A 15,222-nucleotide genomic window follows, 5' to 3' on the forward strand; every position below is an offset into this window, starting at 1 on the left:
ATACCTGTTGGAATATTAATTCTTGCAGTACCGTTGACATTCCACTTACCCTCTTTGTCAAGCAAAGTTACATAGTAAGAAATATCATTTGCACTCTTATCTTCCCAAGTACCGTTTACTACTTTAAAGGTTACTTTCTTCTGATATTTATCGGGGATTCCGTCAGGCTTTTCTCCGTTGCCTATCTTATCTACTTCCCATATTGCTGTCAATTCATATTTTCTGTCAATTAAATCTGTAATTTGTTGGCTGTTGCTATAAGTGCTTTCACCGCACTTCCAGCCGTCAAATACATACTCATACTTAGTTGGTTTATTATCAATTGTTTTTACGAATTCACCCTCACGGTAAACAAATTTTGTATCACCGTTGAGTGTACCACCATCAAGATTATAAACTACAGAGTAATATTTTATCTCTATGCTGTTATCATCACTGTCAACGGTAAGAACCGCATTATCAATCTGTTTATAATCATTACCGTCTTTTAAAAACACTTTATAATTGCCTTTAGCAAGTTCTGCAGTATAACCGTTATCACCGCTCTGCAAGACAATGTAATCACTATCAGACTTTACGACAACCTCGTACGGTTTACCGAATATGCTTTCGGTATCCGCTATAGTATCATCAAGTTTGAAAACCACACTTGATGTATAGCAGTCCTTTGTTGTGTCTTTTACATAGGCGTATGCAGTTTTAGTTGTACCGTTCTCGTCAATATAACTGCCCCGTACCTCTACGGTATATTCAGTAGAGGGAGTAAGACTGCTAAAAATTATTTTGCCGTCAATTACTTCACCCTTAACACCCTCAAGATAATATTCGCATCTGTCATCAAGATTTGTAAGAGTGAGTGTTGTTGCAGTTGTGGAAGTGTTAGGTTTTTTAAATACTATTACGGTTGTAGTCGAACTGTTTTCCGAGTTTTTATGGAATTTGCAGTTTCTCTTTTGAAGATTAATTTTAATTACACCTTCACCGGCTTTTAAACCGGTTATTGAATAACCGCTTTCTGACTTGCTTAAACTTATGCAATCGCTGCCGGAAATTATTGTTCCCTGACTTACATAACAGGCAGGACATACAACATGAACAACCGAGCTTTGACCTAAGAGGTTAAGAATATCAACGCTCTCACCCTCAAACACACCAAACACTGCGTTTGCCATATCTTTTGACAGGTCATAATTTTTGAAATCGTCATCATACGACGCTGTCGCAATGATATTTCCGTCAGAATCCTTTACTGTTACGGAAATGCCGCCTTTTAATTTTTCAGCGTTAACAGATGCACCGTAAACTGCCGCATAAGCAAAGCCTTTGTGCGAATAGCTACGGTTATAAGATCTGCCGCTCATATTATCAGATGCGAACAAGCCTTTATCCGAATTGTAAATTTCAATTTCGCTTTTTGTGCCACGCACCACAGCCATATCGTGCTTGTCAAATACATACAGATAAGTGCCAAGCTTATTTTTCCATTCGTAAGTCAGCTCTTGAGGATTACCGTCGTAATTGCTTACTTTTGCCATTAAAAGCTCACTTGAACGAAGGTCTTTACTGTCGCCCCTCATAAATCCGACAATTTCTACTGTCGGATTTGCACCGTCAAGTGCAAGTACGGCCGAGGGAACACCCACCGCACCCAAAATTGTTGCTGCCAATATAAAGCAGAAAACTCTCTGCAATGCTGACAACAACGTTTTTTTGTGTTTTTTTAACATTGCCATATATTACCTCCATGCAAATGATTATATGCAGAAGACAGGCAAATAATACACGGCAAAATAAAAAGGGAAAGCTAAACTTCCCCTTGTCCTAAAAAATTCCGTATTTAGTTTTTAATCGCTGCAATTTACTTCCGATTGGTTTTGTAAGCAGCAACAGGAATATTACATTTGAAACCATATAAACAACGGTAAACGGTGCTGCGGTTGTAATGCTTGCCACAAATCTTGCTATATTAAATGTGCCGTCAGCCCAGAGAGTTGTCCATACATCCATTATAAAAGAAAATGCTATGCCCGATAGAGCGCCGTAAATAATAAGCAACACCTTACTCTCAACAAGTTTTTTAGCAAGCAAGCCCGCCAAAAATCCGATAAGTCCCCACGCAAGCATTTGAAACGGAGTCCACGGTCCTTGTCCAAAATAGAAATTTGAAACCACAGCAGAAAAAGATCCTGTAATAAAACCTGCTTCACTGCCAAGATAAATAGCGGTAATAATTACAATTGCAGTAACGGGCTTAAAAAACGGAATGGGAGCAAATACAAACCTGCCCGCTACCGACAATGCCGTCATAACAGCTATTATAACAATTCGGCGTGCATCGTTTTTACCTTTTTCAAAAGAAATAAAAAACGGAATACAGGCAACCACCGACAAAGCAAGCGATATAAAGGCATATTTGCGGTCACCGAAGAAAAACACTCCGCAAAGTACAATAAGCGGCGCAACCACAAAAACACATAAGTATTTTATTATCTTTTTAGCAGTCATTTTACTCCTCCTTAACAGCGGAAATCAACTCTTCCGTTGTTATAATACCGTCTTTTATACCTCGTGAAATTTTATTTGCAGAAGTCGTATAAAATCGTTTTCCGCAATAAAATTCGTGCGGTTCAAGTCTTTTTGAAAGAGTACCGTTAAAAAGCATTGCACATACGGTGGAAACTTCAGCCGAAAAATCAAGGTCATGTGTAACAAGTAATATTGTAATTTGGTTGTCGGAAAGTTCTTTTAAAGTTTTTGCAAGTTCTGCTTTTGAAAAACTGTCACAACCCTTTGTCGGTTCGTCAAGCAATAATATTTTCGGTTCGAGAAGTAAAAGTTTTACAAAACCTGCACGCTGAATTTCACCTCCGCTAAGGTCATACGGATGGTGATTTAAAAGACGGTGTACATTAAACTTTTCTGACAATTTATTTATTTTTTCCAAATCCCCGCTCACGCTTTTAAAGTCTTCAAGCAAGCTGTCTTTAACAAATAACAATTGTGGATTTTGAGGCATAGTAGCTGTTTTTTCATTTAGTTTTACCTTGCCTCTGTACGGCTTAAGCCTTGCTCCTATTACGGAAAGCAAAGTTGATTTTCCGCTGCCGTTTGCACCGACAACCGAAAAAATCTCTCCTCTGTTTACCGATAAATTAAGACCGAGGAGCACATCATCAGACTTTTTATCATATCTGAAATATACATTTTTAACCGATAATATTTCATCGTCGGAATTATTATTCTGCAATGTATGTTCTGTAAAAGAATTATTTTTGCAATATTTTGCAAAAAGTTCTCTGCCTTCTTTGACCGTAACGGGGCATTGCGATTTACAATCCGTTACGGAATAAAGCCGTGCAGGCACGGGCAAAGCGAGCATCATAGGATGATTTTTTGAAATTTTGCTAAGAGCGTTGCAAGTATCTTTAGGTGCTGTATCGGTAATTATTTTTCCTTGCTCCATAACAATAATTCTATCCGCAACGGGAAACAGTTTTTCAAGTCTGTGTTCGGTAATAATTACAGTGATACCCAAGTCTTTATTAAGTTTGTCAAGAATTGTAAAAAAGTTTTCTGCCGATACAGGGTCAAGCTGACTTGCGGGTTCGTCAAGAATTAATACATCAGGCTCGGCAACAGATGCCGCCGCAAGATTAAGAATTTGCATCTGACCGCCAGAAAGTGAGTTTGTCTTTTGTTCTATTATTTTTGAAAGTCCAAAGTAAGTAGCCGTTTCACTTATTTTAATATTTATTTCTTCACTCGACATTCCCATATTCTCAAGCGTAAAGGCAAGTTCATGGAGTACGGTATCGGTTACTGTTTGATTTTCGGGATTTTGCGAAACATAGCCTATTTTAAAAGCCGTATCTTCTTCACTGCATTTTTCAATATTTTCGGAACAGAAAAATATTTCTCCCGTTTTTGTGCCGTGAGGAGCTGCCTGCGGCTTTAAAAGTCTTAGCAGTGTTGTTTTTCCGCAGCCGGACTGACCGCAGATAACACAAAACTCTCCCCTTTTCACAGTGAAATTCACATTATCCAAAGCCTTTTCCTGCATCTGCGGATAAGTAAAACTTAAATTTTTGACAGAGAAAATTTCCATACAAGCTCCTCCTTTAACTCAATGATAAACGGCATAAATGATAGTACACCGAAAGCCGACATTCCGATTACGGATAATATTGTAATATCACACATCTCGATATGCGGATATATAAGAAAATCAAGTTGACCTGTCGCTAAAGCAAACAGCACTGTAGTCAACATTCCCAGAGAAAGTACAGTAAAAACCGTATCTGCTTTTGTAAAAGGAAAGCGGCAGTAAAAACTGCGCTTTTTAACTCCGTATCCTCTTGCGCTCATTGAATCGGCAGTTTGAACCGAACCCTCAAGCATTACGGAAACCGAAGCAGAAAATGCACCTATGTATTGTTTAAATTTATTTTTACAGCAAAAATCGGATTGAGCCGCCAACGTGCGCTTAAACACAAGAATAAATTTAGGCACAAAATGAAGTACCATCGAAAACAATAATGCAAGTCTTGGTAAAAATCTTCCGAAAATATATATAAGTTTTTCGGAATCAAACACGCTGTTGAATACCGAAAACCAAAGTATTACGCTCAAAAGCATCAGTCCGAGCACCGCACCGTAAACTATAGCCTCAAGCGTAATAGGAATATCATTTATAAATATAAGTGGTGTTACTCCCTTGTGTGAGAAAAGCGGATTGGTTATTGTTACAAGTAAAAAAATCAGCACATAACCAAAAAAGGATTTTAAAAATAATTTAAAACCCTTTTGTAATACAGAATAAGCCGCCGCTCCGAAAAGCGACAGCAGTAAAATTATATAATTCCATGTAAACATTGATACCAACAGCACAGATACAAAATATATAAGCTGTGCCAGCGGATTAAAGGAATTAAATCTTAGCATTATTCTTCTCCTGTAAATTCGTTTCCGATATCTGCGCCCAAATCGCAGGTATATAAGAATTTAATTGTATCTCCGTCATGTAAATCATAAGAATTGCAGCCTACCGACGGAAAAACATCATTTACGCAGTATTCCCAACCCGAAAGCTGACCGCAAGAAAATTCATAAAGATTTGCGATACCCTCAATATAAATATCTGCGTCCGTTCCCTCGTATTCATATTGAATTTTATTCTGACGGCAGGCTTCACTAAGCGCATCATATGCGGTAGCATTTTCGTCAAGAGTAATCTTTGTAGGCTTGAGAATTACGCCGTCACTCGGAACATAGCTTTCAAGACCGCTTTCAAGCTGATCCATATTATTTAAAATGGTTGAGCAGTTGATTGAAAAAGTAACCTCTATTCCCTCTTTTTGAGATGAAGAGGAATAGTAGTCATCGGGAGTCTGAACCGAACAGCCGCATAGCACAGCAGTAATTATCAATACAAGTAATAAAAGTTTTAATTTCATTATTTGTCACCTTTTCTTTTGCCGAATAATCTGAACGGCTCACCGTCTTTTTTCAGCACTGTTAATCTTATAATTAAAAGCACAGCCGCTACTGCTACAAGTCCGATAAGAGAAACATAGAAAATAAAATTATTGTCGTCATCCGAATTTGCCGCCGCTACGGAATCCGGAGTAGATGCAAGCGTAAAAGGCTCGTAATTGTCATCTGCCAAAGCCATTACCTGATCATCATAATTTTCCGCATTATTGGATTCGGGATTTACAGTTGTTTCCTGCTGTTCTTCATCAACTTGCGAATTATGTTTTTCTGTAATATCACCTGTATTTACAGAATTATTTTTATTGTTGCTGTCTATATTAACCTCAGAACTGTCTGTGTTTGAATTTTCAGTGTTCTGTCGGGAATTTTCGCTATTAGAATTATTTTTCTTTGTATCGTCAAATTCAAAAATCTCGGTATTGCCCTTTGACATATATTTATATAAATCAACAAGTGAGTTTAATGCCTGATAACACGCAATATTATTCGATTTTCCGTTTTCAATATGAGAAAAACCGCCGTCTGAATTTTTGAAAGTCATGAGATTGTCAACAAGAGTGTTGCCGTTTTTAATAAATCTTGAATCCGACTGCACATCTATATCGAGTGCAACAAGCGCAGAAATAACTTGGGAAACACTCTCGGAATTTACTGTGCCGAAAGAAGAATATCCGCCTTTTTCATTTTGCTTTTTTGACAAAACATTAAGTGCTCTGTCAATAGATTCTTTTACCGTACTGTCAGATTTATAAGGAGCAAGTGCCTGTAAGCACATTGCGGTAACATCGGTATCGGCAGACTTTCCCATAAGTGTAAAACCACCGTCCGAAAGCTGTAAGCCTATAATTTTTTTAATAAAATATTCTCTGTCATATTTTGCTTCACTCGGAACTTTTGCATTTGCACAGTCGAGTGACAGCAAGGCATAAACATATGCATTTATGCCTTGCTTGTTCACATTTTCACTGTTATAAACTCCGTCACTGAGCAAATTTTTGCCGTTGATATTTTCAGGATTAAGTCCGCAGGCATAAAGTGCAAGTGAGGTACGCTGAAAATCTGTAGCTTTGCTTTTTGATTTATATAACTTTTCGGCAGATTTTATCATAGAACTTTGTACAGCAGTTACATCTGTACCGTATTTTGACAAAGAAATAATATACCACTGTGTTTCAGAATTATCTGTGGTTTCAGAAAGTTTTTGTACAAACGAAGCTGTATCGTCAGCCTTTAAAATTGCCGATTTATACGAGATAATTCCGTCTATAGTTTTTGAAATATCTTCTTTTGTGTAGTTTTCAGCCGCATTTACCGTTACCGATAAAGATAACATTACTGCGCATATAAGTAAAGCTGTCAGTTTTTTCAGCATAATTATCATTCCTTATTAGAATTATTCTGTTTCACCAGATAGAATTGTCTGAAGTGCTGTAACATCATTTACATCAACCTTACCGTCTTTGTCAATATCGGCAATTCTTTTCTGCTCATCTGTAAGAACAGTATCGACGCAAAGGCTTGTCTGAATAAGTGTTACATCGTTAATATCAACCTCACCGTCAAGGTTTACATCGTTAATAATCTTTGTATCTACAAATACTGTGTAATCATCAGCGTATCTGAGAACTGCAGGAGCACCGCTGTAACCGTACTTTTCAACCTGTAAGCTGTGAGAACCGAATGTAAGCTGATCCTTATCAATTACAACTACGCCATTGTAATCTGTTGTGTATTCTTTTCCGTCAAAATATACTGTCATATTGTCGATAGGAAGAACAGCGTCACCGAATGTAGCCTTTGCTGTAAATGTAATTTTACCTTCGCTTGTAAGCAATGAAGTATCTGCAATCGGGAGGTAGCATGGATACTCACCGTAATAAAGAACTACTGTATCATTATTATTAAGTGTATAATCGCTTACTCCTACATTAGGAACTACGCTGTTTACAGCATAATACCAGCCGTCCCAGCCGCCAAATGAACCTGCTGCAATGCCGTTTACCTCTGTAATATAGCCTGCATCTGCACCTACTACTTCGATATTATCAGAAACTTCGTCTGCATATGAGATAAGCTGACCGACATTGCTGTCCTTTGCAATTTCGAATGTGTCTTTAAGGTAGCAAGCCTCCGGACCTTCAATTCTAAGATTTACATTAATTGTGTTTTCTCTTGCAATATTAACTGTAAAGTCGTCAGCATAACGAAGTACGGCAGGAGCACCGTTTGAATTTTTCTTTTCAACCTGAACACTGTGCTCACCTGATGTAAAATCAGCCTTGCTAAGTGAAATTGTACCGTTTTCATCTGTTGTATAAGTATGACCGTCAAAAGTAACTGTCATATCTGCAATAGCAACTGTGCTTACAGTCGGATTCCAGTCGCTGTCATATGTAGTTGACTCTGCATTAAAACTGATTTTGCCGTCACTGTTTAATGCCGAAGTGTCAATCTGCGGAAGAAGACAAGGAAAGTCACCGTAATAAAGAACAACTGTATCATTGTCGCTAAGTGTGTAATCACCTACGCCAACATTTGGTGAAACTGAATTTACAATATACTGCCAGCCGTCCCAGCCGCCGAATTTGCCTGCTTTTTCGCCGTTTACATCTGTTATGTAATTATTTTCGGCGCCTGTTACCGTAACATCATCAGAAAGCTTGTCTGCATACTGAATTAAGTCAGCTGCCGTGCTGCCTTGTGGAATTTCATAATTGTCATAAAGCACACAAGAATTCACACCCTCAATACGGAGTGAAACTGTAATGTCTTTTGTTTCTGCCGCAAATGCCGTAACTGCAGATGCAGAAACAAGCAAAGTAGCAAGTGAAGCAGAAATAAATTTTGCTGTTGTTTTCATAAACATTCTCCTTAAATAAAAAATAGCCCCTTAAAAGAGGCATAGCTATATAAAGGGTAATAATTTACCCAATAACTATTCTCCCACTGCCCAAGAAAGTTTTTCAAACTATGTTATGGCAGGTCTCCTGACTTACAGTCTGCATTAAAGCAGCCAGGCGCCTTCTCGGTTTCCCAATGGCATGAGCCAAGGCTATAACTATTTACAGTAATGGCGGTTGTGACGGACTTGCACCGTCTTCCCTATTAATTAAATGAATAAACCATAACAAATATTAAGTTCAAATTAAATTTTATAGCATAATCGGTGTTATGTCAAGTTAATGCCTGTCTTTTTCCTCTTTTGCCTTATTTTTCCGCTTTATCACAGATAAATACAGCACAAAACACAAAACACCGACAGCAAGTCCGCAAATAACTCCTACTATAAGCATAAATACAGTGTTGTCTGAAAATTTGCCGTTTAATGAACCGAGTTCGTCAATACTGCTTTTTTCTGAATTTCCTGTACTTTCATTGCTTTCGGATTTATATTCCGTTGTATCCGATTTTTCATTATCATTTGATTTTTCACTGCCTTGTTTTGTAACACTTACCTTACCGCTTGAACATTGCGAAATTTCAACGCTTTCTGCCGAAGAATTAACACAGTCATAGGCTGTATATTGCAAATTACTCTGACCTTCGGCTGTTGCCTTAAATTCTAAAGTAAGTATTACCGTGTCATTATCAATATTTTGGCCGTCTTTGCAAAGGTAAGATACATTTAATGTACTTCCGTTATCATAAGCATAAGCCAGACTGTCCGAATCGGTGCTGATTGAACGGTATTCTATTATATTTCTGTCATAAGTAAATTTTAATAATACGGCAGAAATTTTTTCGGACGATTTTGCTTTTACATCAACCTTAAAAATTCTGCCTTTATCACAATTTATATCTTCTGTTTTGAAAGCTACGCCGTTTGTATCGGCGGCAAAAACAGAAACAGCGGAGAAAATTATGAAAAGAACCGTAAACATTAATAATACAAATCTTTTCATATTTTCTCCGCTCCTTTTTAAGCGTGTTCTGCTTTATTAAAATTTTTTTGTTCGGTATCTGACCTTTGTCCCTCTTTTTTGCTCTGCACATTGTAGGAAATGCGTGTAAGCATATTTTCACTCACAAACCGTTGAGCAACTTTTGCTACTTTCATTGTAAAGCCGGGAATAATAACCATTTTGCCTTTCATAGTTTTCTCAATCGCATACTTAGCTACAAAATCCGGCGAAAGTCCGTTAAGGCAAAACTTTACATCCGCAACATTATTAAAATTAGTATTCACAGGACCGGGACAAAGCACGGAAATTTTAACATTACTGCCCTGTCGCCTCAGTTCTTCGTGAACAGCCTCTGTAAGCCTTACAACATAATTTTTTGATGCATAATAACTTGAAAAAGTCGGACCCGCCAAAAAGCCCGCTGACGAGCCTACATTAAGTATGTAGCCTTTATTTTTCTTAACCATATCCCGCAAAAAGCATTTTGTCAGAATATGCACTGCACTTATATTTGTGTGAATTAAATCAAGCTCTTTTTTCAGCGGTACATCCAAAAATCTGCCATATGCGCCAAAGCCTGCATTATTAACGAGAAAATCTATATCCTCGTCTTTTAAATGCTCATACAAATCAATAGCGTCTTGTTCCCGTGACAAATCAATGGTGATTACTCTGACATTTACATTTTTAAGTTCAGCCTTAAGCTCTGTCAGCTTATCATAGTTTCTTGACGCAACTATCAAATCATACCCCATTGCAGCCAAGATTCTCGCAATTTCCTTACCAATCCCCGAACTTGCTCCTGTAATTAAAGCCTTCATATATTCACCTGCTTTTATTTATTTTTTGACACCGATGGCACAAAGCCATGTAGTGCCGTCCTTTTTATGGGTTTCAATGTCTTCAAAGCCTGCCTTTGCAAGCATTTCCCGTATCTCCTCCTCTGTCACTGTTTTTATGCCTACCTTGTCCTCTACAGCCTTCCATTTATCAGGTTCTTCGGGAGTTTTCAGCATTTCAAATACAAGCATAATCCTGCCGTTTTGCTTTAACACTCTATAAATTTCTTTTAAATCATTAAGTTTGTCCGGCCAGAAGTAATAGGTTTCTACCGCAGTTACAACATCAAAGCTGCAATCCTCAAACGGCAAAGACGAAACCGAGGCAAGTACGATTTTAACCTTATTACAGAGAATGTTTTTTCTGTTCTGTGCCTTTGAATGTTTGATACAAAGCGCAGAATAATCTATTCCGTAAACCTTGCCGTTACCGATTCTCTCTGCTATTCGTGACACGGTAAGACCGCCGCCGCAGCCAACATCAAGCACACGATAATGTCTTTCAAAATTTATATGATCAAGCGCCCAACCGGTAAGCTCGTAATGTCCTTCATTCATGGAACTAATCATTTTTTTGCCCCAAAAGCCCTTCGGCTTCTTGGCATTTTCCAACAGCTTATGATATTTCACAAGAATCTTCCTTTCCGTAAAACACATATTAACTTTATCAAATATATTAATTTTGCTTTAAACTCATTATTGTGCTATCGATTATAACACATATTTATACATTTTACAATTACTTATTGATTTATTTTATTTGATTTTTGTTCATCAATAAGCTCCTGCACCAAATAATCGTCACTCATACAATGCATATCCGATATACCCATTTAGGTTTTATTGTCAAAAGCCAAAATTATATTTAATTTTACAATACTATGTTCTTTCCGTCCCATTCAACCGAAACCGCTTTATTATTATTTTCCGAATTAATTAATAATCCCTCATCAAGATTTTTTGTGGAATGGTGAACGGACAGAAGGAATAGAAAGATAGCGAATCAAGGTAACCGTAGCCGATTCGTTTAGCGACCTTGATCTTGTTGTTGAAGCCTTCGAGCTTGCCGGTGTCATCCGAGATATCGGCTACGCTTTTTGGATTGTACTGTTCAATAATTTGCTTTGCGAGGTTCTCGCCCGGTGTGCTTTCTCTCTTTTTTACCATTTCGTTCATTCCTTTCTTTCATTGTAGCACACTTTTTCCCAAATACAAAAAGTGTGCAAGTTATTTTTCTAACTTACACACTTTATTTTACAAGCTCAGGTGTAGTAATAAAAATTCTACACTTTTATTTTCCCATAAATTAACAAAATCAAAACGGCTTTATTTTGTAAAAAAGCGGAATAAAAGAGATTACAAGTCAAACAATATTAATGCAATATTTTGCAAATATTACAAATTCAGGGGAGTTTTGATATGAAGGCAACAGGTATTGTCAGAAGAATTGACGACCTCGGTCGTGTTGTTATACCAAAAGAAATTCGTCGCACCCTGCGTATTCGTGAGGGCGACCCGCTTGAGATATATACTGCTACCGACGGCGAAGTTATATTTAAAAAATATTCACCTGTAGGAGAATTATCGGCATTTGCCTCACAATATGCGGAAGTTCTCTCAAGAGTAAGCGGTTTACCCGTTATTATTTGCGACAAAGACCATGTTATTGCCGCATCGGGAGTATCTAAAAGAGAATTACTTGAACGACGGGTTTCACCTGTTCTTGAAAATTATATGGAAAGCCGTAAAAGTTATACTGCAACACAGGCAACGGTCGGTGATATTCAACCGGTTGAAGGTGTGGAACACAGAGCGGCAGTCATATACCCTATTATTGCCGCAGGCGATGTTACAGGTGCAGTTGTAATGCTGATGGGCGAAGATAATAAAGTTCCTACTGAAACAGAGGTTAAACTTGCTCATTCAGCAGCCGCTTTTTTAGGAAAACAAATGGAAGAATAAAATATAAGGGTTGCCACAGGCTTGTGTGACAACCCTTATTATATGGAATTATGATTCATCACACGAGTTAAGTGAAATAATAAAAAATTTAGGTCAAGGCTTTTAAAGACTTGCAGGTTTGAACAAAGCCCATAATATCTTCCGATATTACAATTTATCGGGCACAAACAGTGTGGCTGTTCAGCTATCGTTAGATTGCATAAACGGAAAGTATTTGTGGGCTTTGCCCACAACCTTTGAAAAGGTTGACCAAACTTTTATAATTGACTGACGAAGTATTCTGTTAAACCCTAATTACACTTTTAAATAAACTTTTTACAATTAAAAACTGCCGCTCATTACAAGCGGCAGTCTTTAAGAAAAAATATGAAATGTATAAGGGATTGGTTAATTTATCAGCCTGCAAGTGCTGCACCGAGTGCATTACAGTTTGCCGTGGCTTCGTCATCGGGAGCATCATTGCAGATAACACTTTCTGCTGTGAGAACTGCGCCTGCCGAATTACAGGTTTCCTCCCATGTTCTCATCCATTCGCCGTCACCCCAGCCGTATGAGCCGAAGAGGGCAATCTTCTTACCGTTGAGCTTTGGTTCACATTCATTGAAAACAGGCTCAAACTCGCTGTCCTCGAGTGTTTCGGCACCCATTGCCGGGCAACCGAATGCAATTGCGTCAAATTCGTCTACTTTATCTGCAGAAAAATCTGTTACATTAAATACAGAAACCTCTGCGCCTGCGCCTTTTGCACCCTCTGCAACAGCGTCAGCCATTGCCTCTGTGTTGCCTGTTCCACTCCAGAACACTACTGCTATTTTACTCATAAATTAATTACTCCTTTGTAAATTTATACGGTAAGTCGTTTAAGCGACGAACCCTGCAAATATTTTTTGCAGTATATATTAGTACATTTTTTGTACTTTTCAAATGTCTTTTTAGCATTATCTTCATTGTGATATACTTTCCAACATCCGCAGCATTTAAAGTTTTTTCCTTTATTTTCAATAAAACTTATTACATCATCAATCGGATAGCCTAAAAACAATCCTATCTCGTGAGGAAATCCGCCGCAAGAATAAACTCTTGCCGAAAGCTCGTTTATAAGCTCATCATTGGTAGTTCCTCTATACCCTATTGAATTTAAAAACTTTTTGTTTTTGCCGTTTTGCATATCTGCGTTTAATTTTTCCGGACGATAAACATAAATCAACGCTCTTTCGGACGAACAGTACAGTACACGGATTGACACACCTTTTGCGTTGAGAACAGAGTTTAGGGAGATAATATCTTTTTTCAGCCTATATACGCTGTCAATTCGGCAATTAACCAAATTTCCTGTTTTTATATTTGCCAATGTCGGTGAGCAGTGGCGGACTAAAATTTCTTCAGACATAATACTCCTTTTAGTTAGCTTTAACTAACTATTATTTCATAATTAACGCCCTTACAGGCGTTGATTTACATTTATTTCTGTAATTATAGAGGCACAATTACAATAATGGAAAGATTCTTGCTTTAGTTAGTTGTCACTAACCTTTTGCATAATTATAATACAACATCTTCCTCTATTTGTCAACACCTATTTTTAAATTTTTTAAATTTATTTTTGGCTCTTGCATTTTTTGTCGGTACAGTATATACTATATCCATAAATGCACAATATATGTATGGGAATGAGGTTCTCCCACGGATTTTTCCGAAACCGCTTTTGCTGATGACTTCTGTTTTATACAGGGGCATTGGCTTTTTTTATGCCATTTTTATTACAAAATTTTGAGGTGAATTATGAAAAGAAAGTTTGTTGATTTCAAGGTATTGACGGCATCTCTTTGCTGTGCCGTTGTTATGGGCGTAATTTCTTTCGTGTTTTTAAAAATGCTCGGATTATCGTCCGTATTCAGGGAGTATTTCCCTTATTGCATATGGTTCTTGCCACTTTCGGGTATGCTTACCGCTTTTGTATATAAGAAATACGGCGGTGAGTCCTCAAAAGGCAACAATCTTATAATTCAGAGTGCAAACGAGGGTATAAAAGTACCTAAAAGGCTTGCAGTTCTTACATTCTTCTTTACACTGCTGACACACTTTTCGGGCGGCTCGGCAGGCAGAGAGGGCACTGCCGTTCAAATCGGCGGCACTCTTACAAGCAATGTTGCCGACAAGTTCGGATTTAAAAAAGAGGACAGAAAAACTATCATTTTAAGCGGATTAAGTTCGGCATTCGGCTCCGTATTCGGCACTCCGCTTGCAGGTGCATTCTTCGGTATGGAAGTTTGCTGCATAGGTCAGCTTTCCGCAAGTGCTGTTATTCCATGCTTTTTATCATCTTATCTGGCAAATGCTGTTACGCTTTTGCTCGGCGCAACACACGAAGTACATACTATCGCAAGCGTTCCTAACTTTGATTTTAAACTTATATTGATATTTGTTTCCGCATCTGTATTTTTCGGACTTCTCGGAAAATTATTTGCTCTTGCGGTCAAATATTTAAAATTATTATACGCAAAAATTTTTAAAAATACCGTTCTCTCTGCATTGGCAGGCTCTGTTGTTGTCACATTGCTAATCATTTTATTAAATCTCAACAAATATGAAGGACTTAGCACTTGGCAGCAAACAACCGCATTCGAGGGCAATGCAAATTGGTACGATATGCCCGTAAAATTCATTTTGACAGCGCTCACACTCGGAGCAGGATTTCAAGGCGGTGAAGTAACTCCATTGTTTGACATAGGGGCGTCATTCGGCGGCTGGTATGCAAATTTATTCGGCATTGAACCGAGTTTTCTTGCAGCAATTGGCTTAATCTGCGTGTTCGGTTCTGCCGCAAACACACCGATTACCACAATTATGCTCGGTATTGAGCTTTTCGGCGCCGAAGCCGCGCCTTATTTTGTATTTGCAAGTCTGATAAGTTTTATAGCGTCGGGCAAATCGGGAATTTACTCTTCACAGGAAAGAAAGCTAAGTAAAAGTCTGTTTTCAGCAAAGGCTGATTTTTCCGAATAAATATGGTACAATATAAAAAG

Annotated in this window: 16 protein-coding genes and 2 riboswitches; of the genes, 3 read left to right on the forward strand and 13 right to left on the reverse strand. The window is 37.9% G+C overall.

The genetic code is table 11. From position 1 onward, the window contains the following. The 11 genes from I2E21_RS06890 to I2E21_RS06940 all read right to left on the reverse strand — a co-directional run. A partial coding sequence (locus tag I2E21_RS06890) for an InlB B-repeat-containing protein (protein WP_195410818.1) occupies nucleotides 1–1,733 on the reverse strand: 1,733 nt, incomplete at its 3' end. An 88-nt stretch (nucleotides 1,734–1,821) separates the two neighbouring features. Next, entirely contained in the window at nucleotides 1,822–2,505 is a 684-nt protein-coding gene (locus tag I2E21_RS06895; protein WP_195410819.1) for an ECF transporter S component, read from the reverse strand. A gap of 1 nt (nucleotide 2,506) precedes the next feature. Continuing rightward, nucleotides 2,507–4,105 carry an ABC transporter ATP-binding protein gene (locus I2E21_RS06900; RefSeq protein ID WP_195410820.1) on the reverse strand — a complete coding sequence of 533 codons (1,599 nt, stop codon included), beginning with the start codon at nucleotides 4,103–4,105 and terminating at the stop codon, nucleotides 2,507–2,509. Then, the gene (locus I2E21_RS06905; protein ID WP_195410821.1) at nucleotides 4,078–4,941 is read right to left on the reverse strand and encodes an energy-coupling factor transporter transmembrane component T; all 864 of its coding nucleotides are present in this window, start codon (nucleotides 4,939–4,941) and stop codon (nucleotides 4,078–4,080) included. Before I2E21_RS06905 ends, I2E21_RS06900 begins: the two co-directional genes overlap by 28 nt. Next, nucleotides 4,941–5,453, reverse strand: coding sequence for a DUF4430 domain-containing protein (locus I2E21_RS06910; RefSeq protein WP_195410822.1), 513 nt, complete (start codon nucleotides 5,451–5,453; stop codon nucleotides 4,941–4,943). The genes I2E21_RS06905 and I2E21_RS06910 overlap by 1 nt, the downstream gene beginning before the upstream one ends. Then, nucleotides 5,453–6,865: a hypothetical protein gene (locus I2E21_RS06915; protein WP_195410823.1), complete on the reverse strand. Its 1,413-nt coding sequence runs from the start codon at nucleotides 6,863–6,865 to the stop codon at nucleotides 5,453–5,455. Before I2E21_RS06915 ends, I2E21_RS06910 begins: the two co-directional genes overlap by 1 nt. A 21-nt stretch (nucleotides 6,866–6,886) precedes the next feature. Continuing rightward, nucleotides 6,887–8,353, reverse strand: coding sequence for a DUF4430 domain-containing protein (locus I2E21_RS06920; RefSeq protein WP_195410824.1), 1,467 nt, complete (start codon nucleotides 8,351–8,353; stop codon nucleotides 6,887–6,889). A gap of 99 nt (nucleotides 8,354–8,452) precedes the next feature. Then, nucleotides 8,453–8,635: riboswitch (cobalamin riboswitch) on the reverse strand. Between the two features lie 37 nt (nucleotides 8,636–8,672). After that, a complete protein-coding gene (locus I2E21_RS06925; RefSeq protein WP_195410825.1) occupies nucleotides 8,673–9,395 on the reverse strand; it encodes a cohesin domain-containing protein in 723 nt (240 codons plus the stop codon). A gap of 17 nt (nucleotides 9,396–9,412) precedes the next feature. Beyond that, complete coding sequence (locus I2E21_RS06930) at nucleotides 9,413–10,216, reverse strand: SDR family oxidoreductase (RefSeq protein WP_022235096.1); 804 nt, start codon at nucleotides 10,214–10,216, stop codon at nucleotides 9,413–9,415. 18 nt (nucleotides 10,217–10,234) lie between these two features. Beyond that, nucleotides 10,235–10,864, reverse strand: coding sequence for a class I SAM-dependent methyltransferase (locus tag I2E21_RS06935; RefSeq protein WP_022235095.1), 630 nt, complete (start codon nucleotides 10,862–10,864; stop codon nucleotides 10,235–10,237). Nucleotides 10,865–11,170: 306 nt separating this feature from the next. Beyond that, nucleotides 11,171–11,401: a transposase gene (locus I2E21_RS06940; RefSeq protein ID WP_195410826.1), complete on the reverse strand. Its 231-nt coding sequence runs from the start codon at nucleotides 11,399–11,401 to the stop codon at nucleotides 11,171–11,173. 252 nt (nucleotides 11,402–11,653) lie between these two features. Here I2E21_RS06940 and I2E21_RS06945 point away from each other — a divergent pair, with 252 nt between their 5' ends. Together I2E21_RS06945 and I2E21_RS06950 are read left to right on the forward strand one after the other, a co-directional pair. Beyond that, nucleotides 11,654–12,196: a stage V sporulation T C-terminal domain-containing protein gene (locus tag I2E21_RS06945; RefSeq protein WP_186935064.1), complete on the forward strand. Its 543-nt coding sequence runs from the start codon at nucleotides 11,654–11,656 to the stop codon at nucleotides 12,194–12,196. A gap of 118 nt (nucleotides 12,197–12,314) precedes the next feature. Then, a complete protein-coding gene (locus I2E21_RS06950) occupies nucleotides 12,315–12,467 on the forward strand; it encodes a hypothetical protein (RefSeq protein ID WP_195410827.1) in 153 nt (50 codons plus the stop codon). A 124-nt stretch (nucleotides 12,468–12,591) separates the two neighbouring features. Here I2E21_RS06950 and I2E21_RS06955 read toward each other — a convergent pair whose 3' ends face one another. Together I2E21_RS06955 and I2E21_RS06960 are read right to left on the reverse strand one after the other, a co-directional pair. After that, nucleotides 12,592–13,017 carry a flavodoxin gene (locus I2E21_RS06955; protein ID WP_177444060.1) on the reverse strand — a complete coding sequence of 142 codons (426 nt, stop codon included), beginning with the start codon at nucleotides 13,015–13,017 and terminating at the stop codon, nucleotides 12,592–12,594. Between the two features lie 23 nt (nucleotides 13,018–13,040). Then, a complete protein-coding gene (locus tag I2E21_RS06960) occupies nucleotides 13,041–13,586 on the reverse strand; it encodes a DUF3793 family protein (protein ID WP_195410828.1) in 546 nt (181 codons plus the stop codon). A gap of 267 nt (nucleotides 13,587–13,853) precedes the next feature. After that, nucleotides 13,854–13,924, forward strand: a riboswitch (Fluoride riboswitch). Nucleotides 13,925–13,978: 54 nt separating this feature from the next. Here I2E21_RS06960 and I2E21_RS06965 point away from each other — a divergent pair. Further along, nucleotides 13,979–15,202, forward strand: a complete 1,224-nt coding sequence (locus I2E21_RS06965) for a chloride channel protein (protein ID WP_195410829.1) — start codon at nucleotides 13,979–13,981, stop codon at nucleotides 15,200–15,202. Nucleotides 15,203–15,222: the final 20 nt, after the last annotated feature.

The sequence above is a fragment of the Ruminococcus sp. BSD2780120874_150323_B10 genome (assembly GCF_015553695.1).
GTDB lineage: Bacteria > Bacillota > Clostridia > Oscillospirales > Acutalibacteraceae > Ruminococcoides > Ruminococcoides intestinale_A.